Here is a 15,224-nt window from a genome sequence, read left to right as displayed (position 1 = left end):
GATAGAACATGGTATGTAAGGAATGTGGAAAAGAGATTCCAGAGGGTGCGCTTTACTGTGAGTCTTGCGGTGCACCATTGGAAGAACCCATTGTTCTGAAGGTATCGAAAGAGGATATCAAGCGGGCAGAAAAGGAAGAGAAAGTAAAGGCGAAGGAGCGGGCAAAGCTTGCTGCAAAAAATACGGTAAAGCAGGTGCCGGAGAAAAAGCATCATCGTAAAGCTGCCGATACGAGCAAGGCAATCGACATCGTTGGATATTTCCAGTCCATCGGTGGAGATATGAACCTGTTGCTGGCGTTTGTCGGTTCGATTTTGTTATATCTGGCGCCGTTTATGAACTGGATCTGGGAGAAGCTTTTTGATGTGAAGCGTAAGGCGAATCTGTTTGAGATCGGTATGAAGAGCTCCATGGTAGAAGAAGATGGAAGCATCCTGGCGATGGGAGAAACCATTGTGCTGGTGCTTGGTATCATTGCAATCTTAGTCGGAGTCTGGATGCTGTTGTTGTCTGCCTGCGATTATATCAAGTGGTTGCGGAAATATGCGGCAAATCCGATTATGCGGTTTGCACCAATTCTTGTGATGCTTGTCATCTTTATTATCGTGATCAACAATAAGCATTACACACAGTCGCTGCGTGTGTTAGAGGACAATGTCCGACTGGCAAAAGAGCTTGGAACCTCATCGAATTATGATGCCGGAAGGGGACTTGGACCGGTCTTTTATGTGGCAGGTCTTGTGATCTATACACTTGGAACGGTTGGAGATTTTTTGGAACGGAAGCGTAAAAATGGATAATCAGAATCAATATGGAAAAAGTAAATTTGTGACAGCGAGTATGCTGCTAGGCATCCTGTCCGCAGTTTTGTTGACAGTGAGCCTATTTGTACCTGCTATTGATCTGTCCGCATATCATGCACAGGTACAGATCCGGTACAGCATTATGAAGATCTGTGAAAATGTGGGGTTAATCTCTGATATGTGGCGTGGAATTCCGATTGGAATCCTGATTGCCGCGGTGGGGATGCTCGTGTTATCCTTTGTCAGGATACCGCCCCTCAAGGCAATACCCTGTATGATTGTTGTGTGTATGATTATCATAGCGCTTGTAGATATGGGAAATGTAACGGCATGGATCTCTAAGATGCTTGCTCGTTTCATCTCTTCTCAGGTATCCTCCGGTTCTTCTGTGTCCGGGGCGACGATTTGGAAGAGTTTTCAGGCAGGCATCTACCTGCTTGCAGCGGGGCTGGTGAGTGGTATCGCCAGCTGCTTTGTATCCAATCATCAGGCGTAAATTATTCGCCAGTGATTCCGTCGATTTCCTCCTTGCAGTGTTTACCATCTGCAAGGAGTTTTTTTAATGTTTCTGCATCGTCGTTCTCCATTGCAGTTTTGTATTCCTGCAAAGCCGTGATAAAATAGTCAAGTTCTTTGATCAGATGTTTCTTATTTTCCAGAAAAAGCTCTGTCCACATCGTTTCGTTCAACCATGCAACACGTGTCAGATCCTTGTAGCTTCCGGCAGAAAAACCATCGTGATTTTTTGCTGTCGGGCTTTTCACGTAAGCATTGGATACAACGTGTGCCATCTGGGATGTGAATGCAATCATCGCGTCGTGACGGTCGTAATCGCAGATTGTGAATTTACCGAAATGAATCGGAGACAGCAGTTTCTTCGCGCGCTCGATGGATTTCGTATCATTCAGATCTTCTGGCACAAGTACCATAGAAGCTCCGTTGTACATTGTCTTTGTGCTGTATGCGTAGCCGGAGAAATGACGGCCAGCCATTGGGTGTCCGCCGATAAAAGTAAAGCCATATTGTTTGGCGATAGGGTAGCAGGATTGGCAGATCAGCTCTTTTGTACCACAGCAGTCGATCACCATCGCATCTTTGCAGATATAAGGTGCCATCTTTGTCAGATAGTCAATGCAAAGCTGCGGATACAGACAAAGCAAAATCAGATCGCAGTCTTTGATATTCCCTTCGTTTAATTCGCCGTCAATGGCTTTATCGTTATACGCAGCCTGAATCACTTCTTTGCTACGGTTATAAGCAAGAACCTTGTGTTCGTCGTTGTCACTGTATGCTTTTGCAAAAGAACCACCGATCAGTCCAAGTCCAACAATTCCGATTGTCATAATATACCTCCATGCTGTGACTGTAATTCAAATAAATATGGTAAGATTGGCACAGCTTCAATCATCGACAACAGTATAACGCTTTAACGCGATAAAGTAAAGCAAAAATTTAAATGTATAAGACTGGTAAAACGTGGCAACACTCCTAGTACACAACAGGCGCAGAAGCAAAGTTGCGGAATACCTTGAAAAGGGGAAGGACTATGAGCACGAAAAAGAAGTTATATATTGTTGTACTTATCTGGGCAGCAGTTGCGCTGCAAATCTTTATTACGAAGCGGATTGACCGGGAGAGCCAGATGGTGACACAGGTCATGAGTGATGGCGTGGAAAATGTGACGGCGGCAGAGGTAAAACTGTATGCGCATTATGGCGATGAGACGATGACCGAAGCCGCACGAGAGAAAATCCTGCAACGGGTTGGAGAAAAGCTGGGAATCATATCGGGCTATGACATAATTACAAGTACTGAAGGTGAAAATACTTCGACAACGTTTGTGAAAAAGGGTGAAAATGGAGATACGACAATCCGGTTGATTTCGATGGAACAGACAAACGCCGATGGTTCGACCATACAGGAGAATTATCTGATGACAGAGATTGCATTGAAAAATCAGTCGACAGAAAATATCTACCGGTGTAAGGAACAGCTCGATCAGATCTACACAGATCTGGGGCTTTCTGGCAGCAGCAATCTCTATCTGTGCAGTCAGGAAAAAGGGCGGATGACCGAGGATGAGATGCAGAAAACAACCGCAGATTTCTTCGATACCATGCATGCAAAAAAGCGCAATGAAATCGAATTACAAGATACGCTGTGCATCTATGGATACAGCGATAATGTCCCGGAATATGTGTATCAAAATGATCACAAGGTAAATGTGAATATTGCCTTCACGTATGATGAAGGGGAAGACATCACGTATATACACCGCGGACTGCCATTCATAGATAAATCATTTTAACCAAAGAGTAAGCGTAGTCGTGTAAATCTGTAAACAAGATGAGCCATGATTATAATTTTTAAACAGACCATTGAAGCACGCCGGCACTTAATGAGTGCGTAGCACGAATTTAGTACCGCTGCGTGATGAAGTGAGCGGGAGCGCGTCTGTGTAGAATTATAATCATGGCTCATCTTTATAATATTCTGTAGCCCGACTACGCGTATTTTTAGTAGGAAATAATCTCGTATCCATCCTCGGTGACAAGTACCTGAATCTCCCACTGTGCAGATGGAAGTCCATCTTCGGTGTAAACTTCCCAGTCATTTTCTTCGTCGACGAAGATGTCCGGCTTGCCCATGTTTACCATCGGTTCGATCGTGAACATGAAGCCAGGAACCATAAGCATTTCTGTACCTGCTTTAGAGTTGTAGCTTACCCAAGGTTCTTCGTGGAACTCGATGCCGACACCGTGTCCACCGATTTCGCGGACAACAGAATATCCATTTGCATAGACATAATCATGCACTGCCTGCCCCATGTCGCCGAGGAAGCCCCAAGGTTTTACCTGTTCGAGACCTTTGAGCATTGCTTCCTTTGTGACATCAACGAGTTTCTTCTTCTCCGGGCTGACATCACCGATACAGAACATACGGGAAGAGTCGGAGAAATAGCCGTTCAGGATTGTAGAGCAGTCTACGTTGATGATATCACCGGATTTTAAGATAACATCTGGTGATGGGAATCCGTGGCAGACCTGATCGTTGACGGAAGTACATACACTGTATGGGAATCCTTCGTAGTTTAATGGTGCTGGAATACCGCCCATATCGGTTGTCATATCGTAGACGATCTTATCGATCTCTGCGGTAGACATACCCTCATGGATTGTCTTCTGAATCTCATCCAGTACAGCGATGTTGATTTTTGCACTTTCCTTGATCTTCTCAATCTGCTCTGCATTTTTGATTAGGTTATGAGTAGGAACGATGTGCCCCTGATGTGCAATTTTTGCAATCTTATCGTCGAACATTTCATGACAGACTTTGTATTTTCTGCCGCTGCCACACCAGCAAGGATCGTTTCGGTTAATTTTCTTTGACATGATTACGCCTCTTATATTTATATTTGTGGTTTTACGCATAGGGCGGAAAAAACCACATATATTTTAGCAAAATAGTTTCGTTTGCGCAACCTGCGTAGATGAAACGTTTTATCATCTGCAAGGATTTGAGATAGAACGCGGATGAAGAAATGGGGGATCATGGGGGATTGTAATGAGAAAATGTTGAATAAAGGGCGAAGCGGGAGGCAGTTTATGATTTTGGTTCTGGTTGCGCTGGCGTGTGTGTCATCCGGGTGTCGCAAGCAGGAGGCGAGAGAACGACAGGATCTGGATTTTACGGTGTGCGCAGAGACAGAACTGCCGGATGATCTGCGGCAGATCATAGAGGAGAAGAAGCTGCATGCATTCCAGATGAGTTATACGACGAAGGATCATCTGTATATTGTGGTTGGATATGGGGAACACGACCGTACCAATCTGTGTGTGGTTGTGGAGGAACTGTATAAGACTGACCGGGCAATCTATATAAAGACCGATCTGAAGACCGAGGCTGAGATGGAGGGGGACATTTCCGGTGTTGCATCAGGGACAGATTCCAACACGCCTGACGGGCAGACAGGAACATCGTCGATGTATCCGTATATTGTAATCCGGTTGCCGCGGCTGGAGCTGCCGGTATTGAATGTATCGTAAGTACGGCTTCTATATGCGCGCAAAAATATTTACGGTAAATTATCATAATTCAGAGAGCATTGGAATACATATAAAGCAGAGGGTAAGAATCTAGTTTGGTGGAGGGAGCTATGGAATTTTCGAAGAAGGAAATACATACAAGCGTGTTGACGCAGTCCAAATATTCACAGATAACAGTCGATGATGATTTTACGATTCCGGATAGTAAAGGCGATATGGAAAAAATCGTTGCCAAGGAAGGTCATATTCTGTTGGAGTCCATGATTCCGGAGGATGGAAAAGTGCGGATCACCGGATCGGTCTGCGTGCGTGTGCTGTATCGTACCGGGGGCGATATCCCGCGGCTGTGCCAGTTCCAGAGTGAGATTCCATTTGAGGATGTTGTCAACTGCGATGGCGTGTCTTCCTCTAGTCAGGTGGATTGCCACAGTCAGTTGGAGGATCTGACGGTGAGCATGATCAATTCGCGCAAGCTGGAGGTTCGCGGACTGATTGGAACAAGTGTTAATGTGTATGAAGAGATGTGCATCGATGCGGCGACAGGGATTGAGCAGGGGGAAGGCGTTGCCTGTCAGTATCGCGATGTTACATATAGTCAGGTCGTGCTCGCCAAGCGCGATGTCCTGAAGGTGCGGGAGGAGCTGGAAATCCCGCAGAACAAACCGAATATCCAGGAGATTTTGTGGCAATGTGTCGCACTTCGGAACATGGAGACGAAGGCGGGGGATGAGAAGCTTCTGGTGCGTGGAGAAATCGAAATCTTCATCTTATATAAAGGGGGCGAGGAACGGCTCCCGGTACAGTCCATTTTCTCGGTGCGGTCGCTCTATCGTGAGGTGCCTTGCAGTGGTGCAGCAGAGGGCATGGTGCTGGATGTCGATTATGTGCTTGGCAAGGGGGAGATCACAATCCGGCAGGATGCGGATGGTGAGGATCGCGTGTTTGGCTGTGACTATAATATTGATATGAATATCAAGTTGTATGAGGACTGTTCATGCCGGATGCTGTCCGATGTGTATTCGCCGAGCGCGGAGCTTGTACCGCAGTTTGAGGTGATGGATTATGAGAACCTGCTGCTGCGCAATGCAGCGAAGGCGAAGGTGTCTGCCAGAAAACAGATCGGTGGAGATAAGGCGAAGCTGCTGCAGATCTGTCATGTGTATGGCGATGTCGATATTGATGATGTTGTTGTCGGGGAAAATGGGGCAGAGATCACAGGCGTTGTAAAATGCTGTGTGCTGTATATTGCGACCGGAGATGATCCGATGAGCAGTGTCGAGGTGGAGATTCCATTTTCGTATACGGCGGATACGGTACCGCTCGTGCAGGAGGACTCGGTGCGTATCCATCCGTGCATCGACCAGCTTACTGCGTCGTTATTAAATAGTGAAGAAATCGAGATTAAGGCACAGATCAACCTGAACATCTCCGTCTTTGCAAAGGGTGAGAGTCAGGCGATGACGGATCTGCAGATCCTGCCGATTGATGAGGCGAAGAAGGCGGCACAGCCGGGTATCGTCGGGTATGTCGTGCAGAAGGGCGACAGCATGTGGAGTATCGCAAAAAAATACTATGCATCCATTGATGCCATCAAGCAGTTGAACAATCTGGAGTCCGATTATGTATCAGAGGGTGACCGGCTGCTGATCGTGAAATCTTAGATCTTCCTATAATATAAAGTAAATAGAAAATCACGGAAATCCATGTTGCAGATGCGGCATGGATTTCTGCCGTTATGAGAAAATAAATAGATTGTGAAGTAACGCTTGCGTTGGTATAATAAAAACAGATTGTTTGTAACGGGAGGCTTTCAAGGATGAAAACGTTAACGAGAAATGCATATGCAAAGGTGAATCTGGCATTGGATGTTTTGCGCAGACGCGAGGATGGTTATCATGATGTCTGCATGATCATGCAGAATCTAAGCTTATATGATACATTGACATTTACGGTGGAGGAAGCGGATACGCTGACAATCACACTGGCGTGTGATAAGGCATTCGTGCCGTGTGATGCGCGTAATCTTATCTACAAAGCAATCGCACTGATGGGGGAAACGTATCATCTGACCGGGCATGTCCATGTGGAGCTGGTGAAACGAATCCCGGTCGAAGCCGGTATGGCAGGTGGCAGTACGGATTGCGCCGCGGCATTTCATGCGATGCGAGAGTTGTATGGACTGGACGTCAGTGATCAGGAATTGATGAAGCTCGGTGTGAAACTGGGGGCGGATGTGCCGTATTGTATTATGGCAAAAACCGCGCTTTCCGAAGGTATCGGCGAGGTGCTGACAGAGGTGGCACCGTTGCCGGATTGTTTTGTCGTTGTGGCGAAACCGACGATATCGGTCAGCACGAAGATGGTATATGAGAACCTGCATGCGAACGAGCTGCAGCACCACCCGGATGTTGCGGGTATGGTGGACGCGCTGAAGCAGGGAGATCTGTCCGGTGTGGCAAGCCGCATGGAAAATGTCTTGGAGACAGTCACAACGAAGCTTTACCCGCAGATCGAGGAGATCAAACAGACAATGAAAGAGTCTGGTGCCGAAAATGCGATCATGAGCGGCAGCGGACCGACGGTGTTTGGTTTATATACAGAGAAAGCGACTGCAGAGCAGGCGGCAGAGAAAATCCGGCAGCAGTACGGACTTTCCGAGGTATATGTGACACAGCCGTGTTAGAGTTGGCTGAGATTTTTGCAGAATCGTGAGAAATAATCATACCTTTTGAGAAAAATACTCTGGTAGAAATAAAAAATATGCTTGAAATATTTGTCTATGCATAGTAATGTATATTGTATACACGTTGAATTTATTTTGATGTATATGGGGAACGAAGAAGGTAATGAAAATCGGAATGGATAAAAGTTTTGACAGGAAGGTAAGGAGGTAGCAGATATGAAGTTGGATATGAATATCGATGAGTATCTTCCACTTCGGGAGGTTGTATTTCATACATTACGCAAGGCAATCATACAGGGAGAATTGCAGCCGGGAGAGCGTCTGATGGAAGTGACGCTGGCGAACAAGCTTGGTGTCAGCCGGACACCGGTACGTGAGGCAATCCGGATGCTGGAGCTGGAAGGTCTGGTTGTTATGATTCCGCGGAAAGGTGCGGAGGTTGCGAAGATTACAGTGCGTGACTTAAAAGATGCCTTGGAGGTTCGAATGGCAATTGATTCATTGTCGGTCAAGCTTGCCTGCGAGCGGTTGGATGAGAATGATAAAACAGAGATAAAACAGGCGTGTGTTGCATTTCGCGAAGCAGTGAAATCGAAGAATGTACAGGCAATCGTGGAGGGCGATGAGCGTTTCCACAACACGATTTACCGGGCATCGAAGAACCAGAAGCTGATTACGATCGCGATGAATCTGCGCGAGCAGGTGTACCGATACCGGTTTGAATATGTAAAAGATTTTTCGTATCATGAGAATCTGATCCGGGAGCATGATCAGATTACAGAGGCGATTTTGAAGGGCGACGTAGAGACAGCACAGAAGATTATGAAGGAACATATTTATAATCAGGAGCAGATCGTGATACGGAATTTGCAGAAGGAAGCATAAGTAAACAGGAAAACAAGAGAGAGGTGCAGAGCACCTCTTTTTTTGCGCAATCAGTCATCATGCAGAAAGTGTGTTCACATAAATATATTTCCACAAAATATATTTGCGTTATTGTATAGCGACAAAATATAGTATATAATCATTTTAATCGGCTGTTGAAAAATTTAACTTGATTCATGCAAAAATTGCATCTGATTATGCAAAAACGGACAGATGAATTGTAATGAACAGGGAATCATGCAAAACTTGGGGTTAACGGAAAAAATCTTCGATTCGCGGAAAATGAATCGAAAAAATGTTATGCAGACGGTAGAATGAAAAAAACATTGGAAAGAGGTAACGGGATGAGCGAAGAAAAACTATTTGATGTGAATTGGGATCAGAGAAAATGGGAGACACCTGCGAGCGCACAGGATATGAAGCTGTACAGCTATCCACCGAGAACGATACGGAATATGTCAGTTCCGGGATTTCTGACATGGCTGGTGCTGTTGCTGGCATCGATTGGCGGACTTCTGTATACTGCATGGATGACAGTGACTGGCGACTATGAGGATGGAAAGGTAAACACGATACTGGGAGTCGTAAGCTTTGTCGTGCTGATTTGCTGTCTGATCTACAAGACAAATTATAAGAGAAAGCTTATTACATATACCGATGTGTTACATGCGGTGTTGATTGATAATGCGAAACATGCGTATGTTGTACATTTGAATAAGGATGCTTTTCTGGGAGCAACCGGACTGGGTGCATATAGAGTTCACACTGTCCAGGCGCAGGGGGTAAGTGTAACACATGTCGGACAGGCAATGGGTAGCCGAGACATGGAGCAGAAAGCAATCAAGATGATTCAGCATAAGGATTTCCTGTTGAAGCGTATTCAGGAGAAGCCGGTTTTTCAGGAGATGATCGAGAACGGTACCTTTGAGCAGGTGGCTTTGCCGGTTGAGAAGATTCTGAAGTTCAAGAATCCGGGTGCCTGTTTCGTAGTTACGTATGCATATAAATGGAATGGCAGTGAATATACAGACACGGTTCGCTTCTATCATTCTATGCAGGATTATAAGGAGCTGCTTGCATATTTCAAGGAGCGGTATGAGGCAGAAAAATAAAGGTATGAAAAAAACAGGTGTATTGGGATTCGTGATTCTGTGCCTGCTCAGCGGGTGTGCACAGCAAAGCACAGAATCCACAGAGGCGACAACGGTCGCTGCAGTGGAAGCAGAAGTATTGGAGACGGTCGAGCTTAAACGTGCAGAAGTTGGTGATATCGTGCAGATGGGAACCTATGAGCAGGACGGGGATACGGAGACAGAGGACCCGATCTATTGGGATGTATTGGACAAGGACGGGGATTCAATATTGATTATCTCGCATGACGTGATTGACTATCAGCGGTTTTCTGACAGCTACAATTGTGTGATATGGGAGGATTCCCAGATACGAACGTGGCTGAATGAGGAGTTTTATACGGACGCATTTGATAAGGAAACACAGGCGTGTATCAAGGAATCGGTATTGGAGAATCCGAGTATTGCAGGATATGTCACAGGAGCAGATGAGTCAATCTGGGAGTCAAGGGGGGATACGACGGATCGGATATTCCTGCTGAGCTGGAAGGAAATCGAGCGGTATTATGGACACAAATTACCAAAAGCAGAAGCACTTTTATGCAAACCAAGCAAGGCTGTTTTACAGCGCTACGAAGAGATAGAGCAACAGCGCGTGCGTGAAAAAGTACCATTCGTGACAAGTGTTCCAGATGTATCGGAAGGGATTTCGTGGATGTTGCGGTCAACTGGAAAGTCACAGAATCAAATCTCCATTATTCGAGGGGACGGGTATTATTCACAATGTATGGCAGATTACTATCAGGGTGTTCGTCCGGCTATGTGGATCGATGTAGGTGATGAAAACGGAGAGGGGCAAGCGTTACAGGAATGAAAAAAATAAAACTATATGTTCTTATTACAGTCGTAAGTATCGTTTTACTCGCATGGTTGCTGGTGGTGGTTATCGTATTTCAGAAAAACCATGCGGATATCTTTTTCTTCGACAATAACAAAGAGATTGAATATCAATATGGAAACTACAAGGCGGATGCGCTGGTTGTGGATGGCTATGTATATCTGTACAGAAGTGTCGTGGAGCTGGGAAATTATGATAAAAAAGAAAAATTAGAGAAATGTGGAAATAACGTCATATATCGTCTTTCCCCGGATGGAACGTATGAGGAGTTTTACGAATTTGAAGATGAAGATGCCCTCTATTATGACGTGAATTCCAAGCTTTATTATTATGATGAGCATTTCTATATCATGATTGGTCAGCGGGTGTATCGTATAACAAAGGATGGAAGCAGTGCGCAGGTTATCTATGAAAATACCGGTGGCAATGGTATTTTTCGGATGTTTGGAATCCGGGAGCATTATCTGCTGCTGGCAAATCATAATGAAGTGCGTTATCTGGATATGCGTAAATGGGACTGGAGCACGCCTATCGACTTTGATCAGATGCGTGTTTTGAAATATGTGTATGCGCTGGACGCAGATACTTTTTATAATTGGATGATCAGTGGTGTTACCAAGCATTCTCCGAAGCGGCTGCAGGATGCGAATGCAGCAATAGAAGAAGAGACAGATATTGAATGCATAAATATCTATCAGGATGCCGTCTATTATGTGCAGGAAAATGCTGAGAATCATGCGTACACGATAAAATACAAATCTTTGACGTCAGATGAGGAAGAAGATTTGCTCACGGTGAATCCGGATGGGAAATTGAGGATATTATCGTTGGCCGTCAGCGAGGATTTTATCATCTATGATCTTGGATCGTCAGAGTATGGTCAAAATTATGAATATGGAGAGAATGTGGATGTACGTATAATATGGAACCGGCATACAGGGAAATGGAAATCTATTAGTTACAAATAAGAGGACTCAGATCATATATTTATCTGCAACTGTGGAATGAAGAAATCAGAGAATGAACAGACGTAGACAGGTTCGGTATGAGGAGTTATAGAGAATGAAAAAATGGTATATCATGCTCGCATTTGCAATGCTTTTATTAAGTGGGTGTGTAAAACAGGCGGAGTCAACCGAGGTAATTACGGAGGAATCCAATACAGAGGAACCAGAACCTGCTACGACAGAAGCATTGGAAACAGTGACACTGAAAGATGCAGAAATTGGAGATATTGTGCAGATGGGAACGTATGAACAGGATGGAGATGCAGAGACAGAGGACCCGATCTGCTGGGATGTGCTGGATAAGGATGGGGATGCAGTGTTGCTGATATCGTATGATGTGATCGCCTATCAGCGATTTTCGGATAGCCGTAAATGTGTGATATGGGAGGATTCCGAGATACGGACATGGCTGAATCAGGAGTTCTATGCAGAGGCATTTGACGAGACAGAGCAGGCAAGTATACGGGAGACAACGTTGGAGAATCCGTCTACGGTGGGATTTGCTGCGCATGTAGACCCATCCGGGGATGTACAGGTACGGGAGAGCAGACCGGATACAAAAGATAAAATATTCCTGCTGAGCTGGAAGGAAGCGGAGCAATATTATGGGAATCGCTTAACGGATGCATCTATCCTTGGACGAAGACCATCGAGGGCAGTTTTGCAGAAGCGGAAAGCGATATTTACAGATCTTATAATCGAGGAGCTTCCAGCGATGTATCCATATTCCCGGCATCTGCCTGATGGTACGGAGCGGTTATCGTGGATGCTGCGGTCAACGGGTATGAAGAATTACACGATTTTTGTGATTGGATACGAGGGAAAATGGGATCAGGACTATCCAGATTCTTATAACGGCGTTCGACCTGTGATGTGGGTAAACGTGGGTGATTAGTGTCAAAGGTAGCAAGAAGCTGTTGATACGCGGGTGATCTGGAACCGGCATATCGGAGAGATACAGCAAACAATCTCGTACCGGTAAACATGGGAGGAAATAACAATGGAAGAGAATACCGAAAGAGACGAAGTCTATGAGCAGTTCATGCAGGACTTGCAGGCAAAGAAGAAAAGGCAGGTAAAGCGTACGATCAGAGAAGTGATCATGGTTGTGATCATACTTGGAGTAATTGGCTTTGTCGTTTGGTTTCTGACAGATCCTGAGGCATCGGAGAAGGTAAGCCTTCGAAAAGAGAAAGCGCCGGTTGCTTATGCGGACATTCCATTTACGACGAAGGATGTATCCAGTATGGAATTTGCGATTGCCGGGAAGGTTATGACATTTCCGTGTACAACGTCAGATCTGTATGATGCAGGGTACAGCATGAATGAAAGTGATGCGAAGATCATGTTGGGAAAACCAGCCTCTCTGATGATAGATGGATATAAGGCATATGAGACAGCGATCTGCAAGATGGAGGCGCGTGATTTTAAGAGTGAGTTTGATGTATCGGTAATCAATACAGGCACGAAGGAGACAGCCGCTGTGAATTGTCCGATTCATACGATATGGTTCGATGAGCAATTTATGTTGTGCAATGGACTCAGTCAGACGAGCACGTATGAGGAGATACTTGCAGCGATGGGAAAACCAGATGAAGAAAAAGAGATTAGTTCAATGAAGGAACTTTACTATGAATATGGAACCTGCACGATTATCTTTTCATTCTGCGACACCTATACCGGAATGGAGGGAAAAGTATGTGATCGGATTTGGATGACGATAGATTGAAGGGAGAAAGGGATGTCTTTAAGCAGGAAACAAAAGATAATTATATTTGCAATTATTCTTGTTGTCTGTACAATTGGCGGCAGAGTGTTTTACAAGCATCATTCTGAACAAAAGGCAAAGAACCGGTTGTTTGAAAATCCGTTTTCCGGGGTTAATCAGGAAATCGATCTGCAAAGTGGAAATTATGCAAATGAGGCATTGGTTGTAGATGGCTATGTGTATTTCTATAAAAGCCGGGTGAACATTGGAAACTATGACCATGTAGATGAGTTGAAAAAATGCGGGAACAATGTAATTTATCGTCTCTCTCCTGATGGTACATATGAGGAATTTTATACATTTGATTATGGGGATGCAATCTATTATTCTGTCCGTTCAAAGCTCTATTATTATAATGAGTATTTCTATATTCAGATAGGAAATCGAATCTATCGTATCGACAAAGAAGGAACCCGTGCACAGATCATTTATGAGAATATGGGTGAAGGTTCGCTGGCATTTGGAATCCGGGATCATCATCTGGTGCTTCAAAAAGCGCGCCAATACTACTGTCTGAATCTGGATAAATGGGATTGGAGTCAGCCGATAGAGGTTGGACGTATGCGGCACTTGCTCAATGTAGATACGGAACTTTTTGATTTATATGAGGGCGTTATTTATGGAAGCAGATATGAACTATCAGACAATGCGATAGTTTTATTGGATCATCAATTAAAGGTTTGGAATGAAGAGGAAAAGGAATTGGAGAAGATTGCGTCTGACGTGTATTGCCTGAATGTTTATAAAGGAGATGCCTTTTATGCACAGAGCGTGGATGATGGCGTCTGCATAAAATACAGATCGTTCGATGGTGAGTCGGAAGTCGAACTGTTTACGATTAACCCGGATGAGAATAAGAGCATAAAATCGTTGGTGGTGAGTGATGATTTCATTATCTATGATCTGGGACCGGGCAATTATGAAGATGGTGTGGATATGCGGGTAATCTGGAACCGGAATACCGGGGAGACACAGGAGACGATTGTGTATCGGTGAAGCTGAGAATACGAAATAATTATTTGATATAAAATGGCACCGTCATAAAACGGTGCCATTCTGGATTATTGCTTTTTAGCTAACAATGCTTTCAACTGCGCAATTTCTTCTTTTGATCGCTGTAATTCATCTTCAGCCTGCTTTCGTTTTTCTTCCTCTTGCTTTCGCAATTCCGCTTCCTGTTTTTGCTTTTTTTCAGCCAGTTGTAATTCATCCTGCAGTTCTTCAATCATGTATTTCACTGTATTTTTATCTGCAATTTTTAACGCTTCTGAAAACATGTGAATCACCTCCTCAGGTTTATTAACATATGTACTTATTTCACGGAATATCGTTTCGCTCCACGGATAGCGTCTGATCACGCGCTCCACATCCGCGATTGTCTCTGCGGTCAGGATAGAAAGCCAGCCTTCCAAATCATTCATATTTGAATCAATGGTTTCCCGTGTATCTAGATTCTTATCATCAGTATATCCGTTTTGACAGAATACATCAAGTGCAATCAGAAAATATTCCTGCAGGAGTTCCAACGTGAGTTCGGTGTTAAATCGTGTTTTACCGTGATGGATATAAGCACCATGCAATAGCGGATTTTTAAAATCAGCGCCTGTTTTTTCATATAGAATAATGGTGTATACTTTTTTCATGTCAGAATACATAAATTTTTTGTTCTCTTTTAGGCGTGTGTATTCACGAAGCAACAAGTCAGAAGAGTAACAGGAAATGCGTTCAGCAGTGAACATATATGGAATCTTCTGAATTTCGACATTTGCAAGTGAGCCATTACTTAATCGGACAACGATATCCATGATTAGCAGGGAATCAATGGAGATGGCTGTATTTTCCGATGGCAAAAGCCGTTCCACAACGACGGATTCACCCAAAATGGCACTGAGCAGATTTGACAACCAATCAGGATGTCTGTCCGGGTGAAACATACATTTGAAGAATGGATCGTAAGTAAGTGGCATTGTTTTCTTTCCCGTCATGTAATCAGCGAAGCGTTTTTTCCATGTTTCGTCAAGTGTGATATATTCTGAATATAGGTTTTGTGTTTTCATAGCTTCT

The 15,224-nt window shown here is 44.5% G+C and carries 16 protein-coding genes; 13 read left to right on the top strand and 3 right to left on the bottom strand.

Annotation, left to right across the window (positions count from 1 at the left end):
* The first annotated feature begins 8 nt into the window (after positions 1-8).
* Positions 9-800, top strand: a complete 792-nt coding sequence (locus tag H9Q76_RS00275) for a zinc ribbon domain-containing protein (protein ID WP_118671185.1) — start codon at positions 9-11, stop codon at positions 798-800.
* On the top strand, positions 793-1,299 hold the full coding sequence (locus H9Q76_RS00270; RefSeq protein ID WP_021984234.1) for a hypothetical protein: 507 nt from the start codon (positions 793-795) through the stop codon (positions 1,297-1,299). The genes H9Q76_RS00275 and H9Q76_RS00270 overlap by 8 nt, the downstream gene beginning before the upstream one ends.
* A gap of 1 nt (position 1,300) precedes the next feature.
* Here the strand turns inward: H9Q76_RS00270 and H9Q76_RS00265 are convergent, their stop codons facing one another.
* On the bottom strand, positions 1,301-2,146 hold the full coding sequence (locus tag H9Q76_RS00265; protein WP_117781634.1) for a prephenate dehydrogenase: 846 nt from the start codon (positions 2,144-2,146) through the stop codon (positions 1,301-1,303).
* Positions 2,147-2,349: 203 nt separating this feature from the next.
* Between H9Q76_RS00265 and H9Q76_RS00260 the strand changes: the two genes are divergently transcribed.
* Positions 2,350-3,111 (top strand): YwmB family TATA-box binding protein, encoded by a 762-nt coding sequence (locus H9Q76_RS00260; protein WP_118671183.1) that lies wholly within the window; start codon positions 2,350-2,352, stop codon positions 3,109-3,111.
* Positions 3,112-3,319: 208 nt separating this feature from the next.
* Here H9Q76_RS00260 and H9Q76_RS00255 read toward each other — a convergent pair whose 3' ends face one another.
* Positions 3,320-4,195: a methionyl aminopeptidase gene (locus H9Q76_RS00255; RefSeq protein ID WP_117781636.1), complete on the bottom strand. Its 876-nt coding sequence runs from the start codon at positions 4,193-4,195 to the stop codon at positions 3,320-3,322.
* Between the two features lie 213 nt (positions 4,196-4,408).
* Here H9Q76_RS00255 and H9Q76_RS00250 point away from each other — a divergent pair, with 213 nt between their 5' ends.
* From H9Q76_RS00250 to H9Q76_RS00205, 10 genes are all read left to right on the top strand, one after another.
* Positions 4,409-4,849: a protease complex subunit PrcB family protein gene (locus H9Q76_RS00250; RefSeq protein WP_021984238.1), complete on the top strand. Its 441-nt coding sequence runs from the start codon at positions 4,409-4,411 to the stop codon at positions 4,847-4,849.
* Between the two features lie 110 nt (positions 4,850-4,959).
* A complete protein-coding gene (locus H9Q76_RS00245; protein WP_117781638.1) occupies positions 4,960-6,510 on the top strand; it encodes a DUF3794 and LysM peptidoglycan-binding domain-containing protein in 1,551 nt (516 codons plus the stop codon).
* Between the two features lie 155 nt (positions 6,511-6,665).
* The gene (gene ispE, locus H9Q76_RS00240) at positions 6,666-7,532 is read left to right on the top strand and encodes a 4-(cytidine 5'-diphospho)-2-C-methyl-D-erythritol kinase (protein ID WP_021984240.1); all 867 of its coding nucleotides are present in this window, start codon (positions 6,666-6,668) and stop codon (positions 7,530-7,532) included.
* A 216-nt stretch (positions 7,533-7,748) separates the two neighbouring features.
* Complete coding sequence (locus H9Q76_RS00235) at positions 7,749-8,417, top strand: GntR family transcriptional regulator (RefSeq protein ID WP_021984241.1); 669 nt, start codon at positions 7,749-7,751, stop codon at positions 8,415-8,417.
* Between the two features lie 344 nt (positions 8,418-8,761).
* Positions 8,762-9,529, top strand: coding sequence for a hypothetical protein (locus H9Q76_RS00230; RefSeq protein WP_118374671.1), 768 nt, complete (start codon positions 8,762-8,764; stop codon positions 9,527-9,529).
* Positions 9,530-9,533: 4 nt separating this feature from the next.
* Entirely contained in the window at positions 9,534-10,361 is an 828-nt protein-coding gene (locus H9Q76_RS00225) for a DUF6273 domain-containing protein (protein WP_249321344.1), read from the top strand.
* Entirely contained in the window at positions 10,358-11,353 is a 996-nt protein-coding gene (locus H9Q76_RS00220; protein ID WP_249321343.1) for a hypothetical protein, read from the top strand. Before H9Q76_RS00225 ends, H9Q76_RS00220 begins: the two co-directional genes overlap by 4 nt.
* A 94-nt stretch (positions 11,354-11,447) precedes the next feature.
* The gene (locus H9Q76_RS00215) at positions 11,448-12,287 is read left to right on the top strand and encodes a DUF6273 domain-containing protein (RefSeq protein WP_249321342.1); all 840 of its coding nucleotides are present in this window, start codon (positions 11,448-11,450) and stop codon (positions 12,285-12,287) included.
* A gap of 105 nt (positions 12,288-12,392) precedes the next feature.
* Positions 12,393-13,121 (top strand): hypothetical protein, encoded by a 729-nt coding sequence (locus tag H9Q76_RS00210; RefSeq protein ID WP_117781140.1) that lies wholly within the window; start codon positions 12,393-12,395, stop codon positions 13,119-13,121.
* Between the two features lie 12 nt (positions 13,122-13,133).
* Entirely contained in the window at positions 13,134-14,156 is a 1,023-nt protein-coding gene (locus H9Q76_RS00205) for a hypothetical protein (protein ID WP_195541138.1), read from the top strand.
* Positions 14,157-14,221: 65 nt separating this feature from the next.
* Here H9Q76_RS00205 and H9Q76_RS00200 read toward each other — a convergent pair whose 3' ends face one another.
* Positions 14,222-15,217 carry a PD-(D/E)XK nuclease family transposase gene (locus tag H9Q76_RS00200; protein WP_195541137.1) on the bottom strand — a complete coding sequence of 332 codons (996 nt, stop codon included), beginning with the start codon at positions 15,215-15,217 and terminating at the stop codon, positions 14,222-14,224.
* Between the last annotated feature and the right edge of the window lie 7 nt (positions 15,218-15,224).

The sequence above is a fragment of the Wujia chipingensis genome (assembly GCF_014337155.1).
Lineage (GTDB): Bacteria > Bacillota > Clostridia > Lachnospirales > Lachnospiraceae > Coprococcus_C > Coprococcus_C hominis.
Note: the sequence above shows the minus strand (reverse complement) of the source record. Positions and strands in the feature narration are given on the sequence as shown.

Coding starts and splice junctions, on each gene's coding strand:
- H9Q76_RS00245 (WP_117781638.1), top strand. CDS start 4,960: ATGGAATTTTCGAAGAAGGAAATACATACAAGCGTGTTGACGCAGTCC.
- H9Q76_RS00255 (WP_117781636.1), bottom strand. CDS start 4,195: ATGTCAAAGAAAATTAACCGAAACGATCCTTGCTGGTGTGGCAGCGGC.
- H9Q76_RS00210 (WP_117781140.1), top strand. CDS start 12,393: ATGGAAGAGAATACCGAAAGAGACGAAGTCTATGAGCAGTTCATGCAG.
- H9Q76_RS00230 (WP_118374671.1), top strand. CDS start 8,762: ATGAGCGAAGAAAAACTATTTGATGTGAATTGGGATCAGAGAAAATGG.
- H9Q76_RS00200 (WP_195541137.1), bottom strand. CDS start 15,217: ATGAAAACACAAAACCTATATTCAGAATATATCACACTTGACGAAACA.
- H9Q76_RS00225 (WP_249321344.1), top strand. CDS start 9,534: ATGAAAAAAACAGGTGTATTGGGATTCGTGATTCTGTGCCTGCTCAGC.
- ispE (WP_021984240.1), top strand. CDS start 6,666: ATGAAAACGTTAACGAGAAATGCATATGCAAAGGTGAATCTGGCATTG.
- H9Q76_RS00205 (WP_195541138.1), top strand. CDS start 13,134: ATGTCTTTAAGCAGGAAACAAAAGATAATTATATTTGCAATTATTCTT.
- H9Q76_RS00260 (WP_118671183.1), top strand. CDS start 2,350: ATGAGCACGAAAAAGAAGTTATATATTGTTGTACTTATCTGGGCAGCA.
- H9Q76_RS00215 (WP_249321342.1), top strand. CDS start 11,448: ATGAAAAAATGGTATATCATGCTCGCATTTGCAATGCTTTTATTAAGT.
- H9Q76_RS00250 (WP_021984238.1), top strand. CDS start 4,409: ATGATTTTGGTTCTGGTTGCGCTGGCGTGTGTGTCATCCGGGTGTCGC.
- H9Q76_RS00275 (WP_118671185.1), top strand. CDS start 9: ATGGTATGTAAGGAATGTGGAAAAGAGATTCCAGAGGGTGCGCTTTAC.
- H9Q76_RS00235 (WP_021984241.1), top strand. CDS start 7,749: ATGAAGTTGGATATGAATATCGATGAGTATCTTCCACTTCGGGAGGTT.
- H9Q76_RS00220 (WP_249321343.1), top strand. CDS start 10,358: ATGAAAAAAATAAAACTATATGTTCTTATTACAGTCGTAAGTATCGTT.
- H9Q76_RS00270 (WP_021984234.1), top strand. CDS start 793: ATGGATAATCAGAATCAATATGGAAAAAGTAAATTTGTGACAGCGAGT.
- H9Q76_RS00265 (WP_117781634.1), bottom strand. CDS start 2,146: ATGACAATCGGAATTGTTGGACTTGGACTGATCGGTGGTTCTTTTGCA.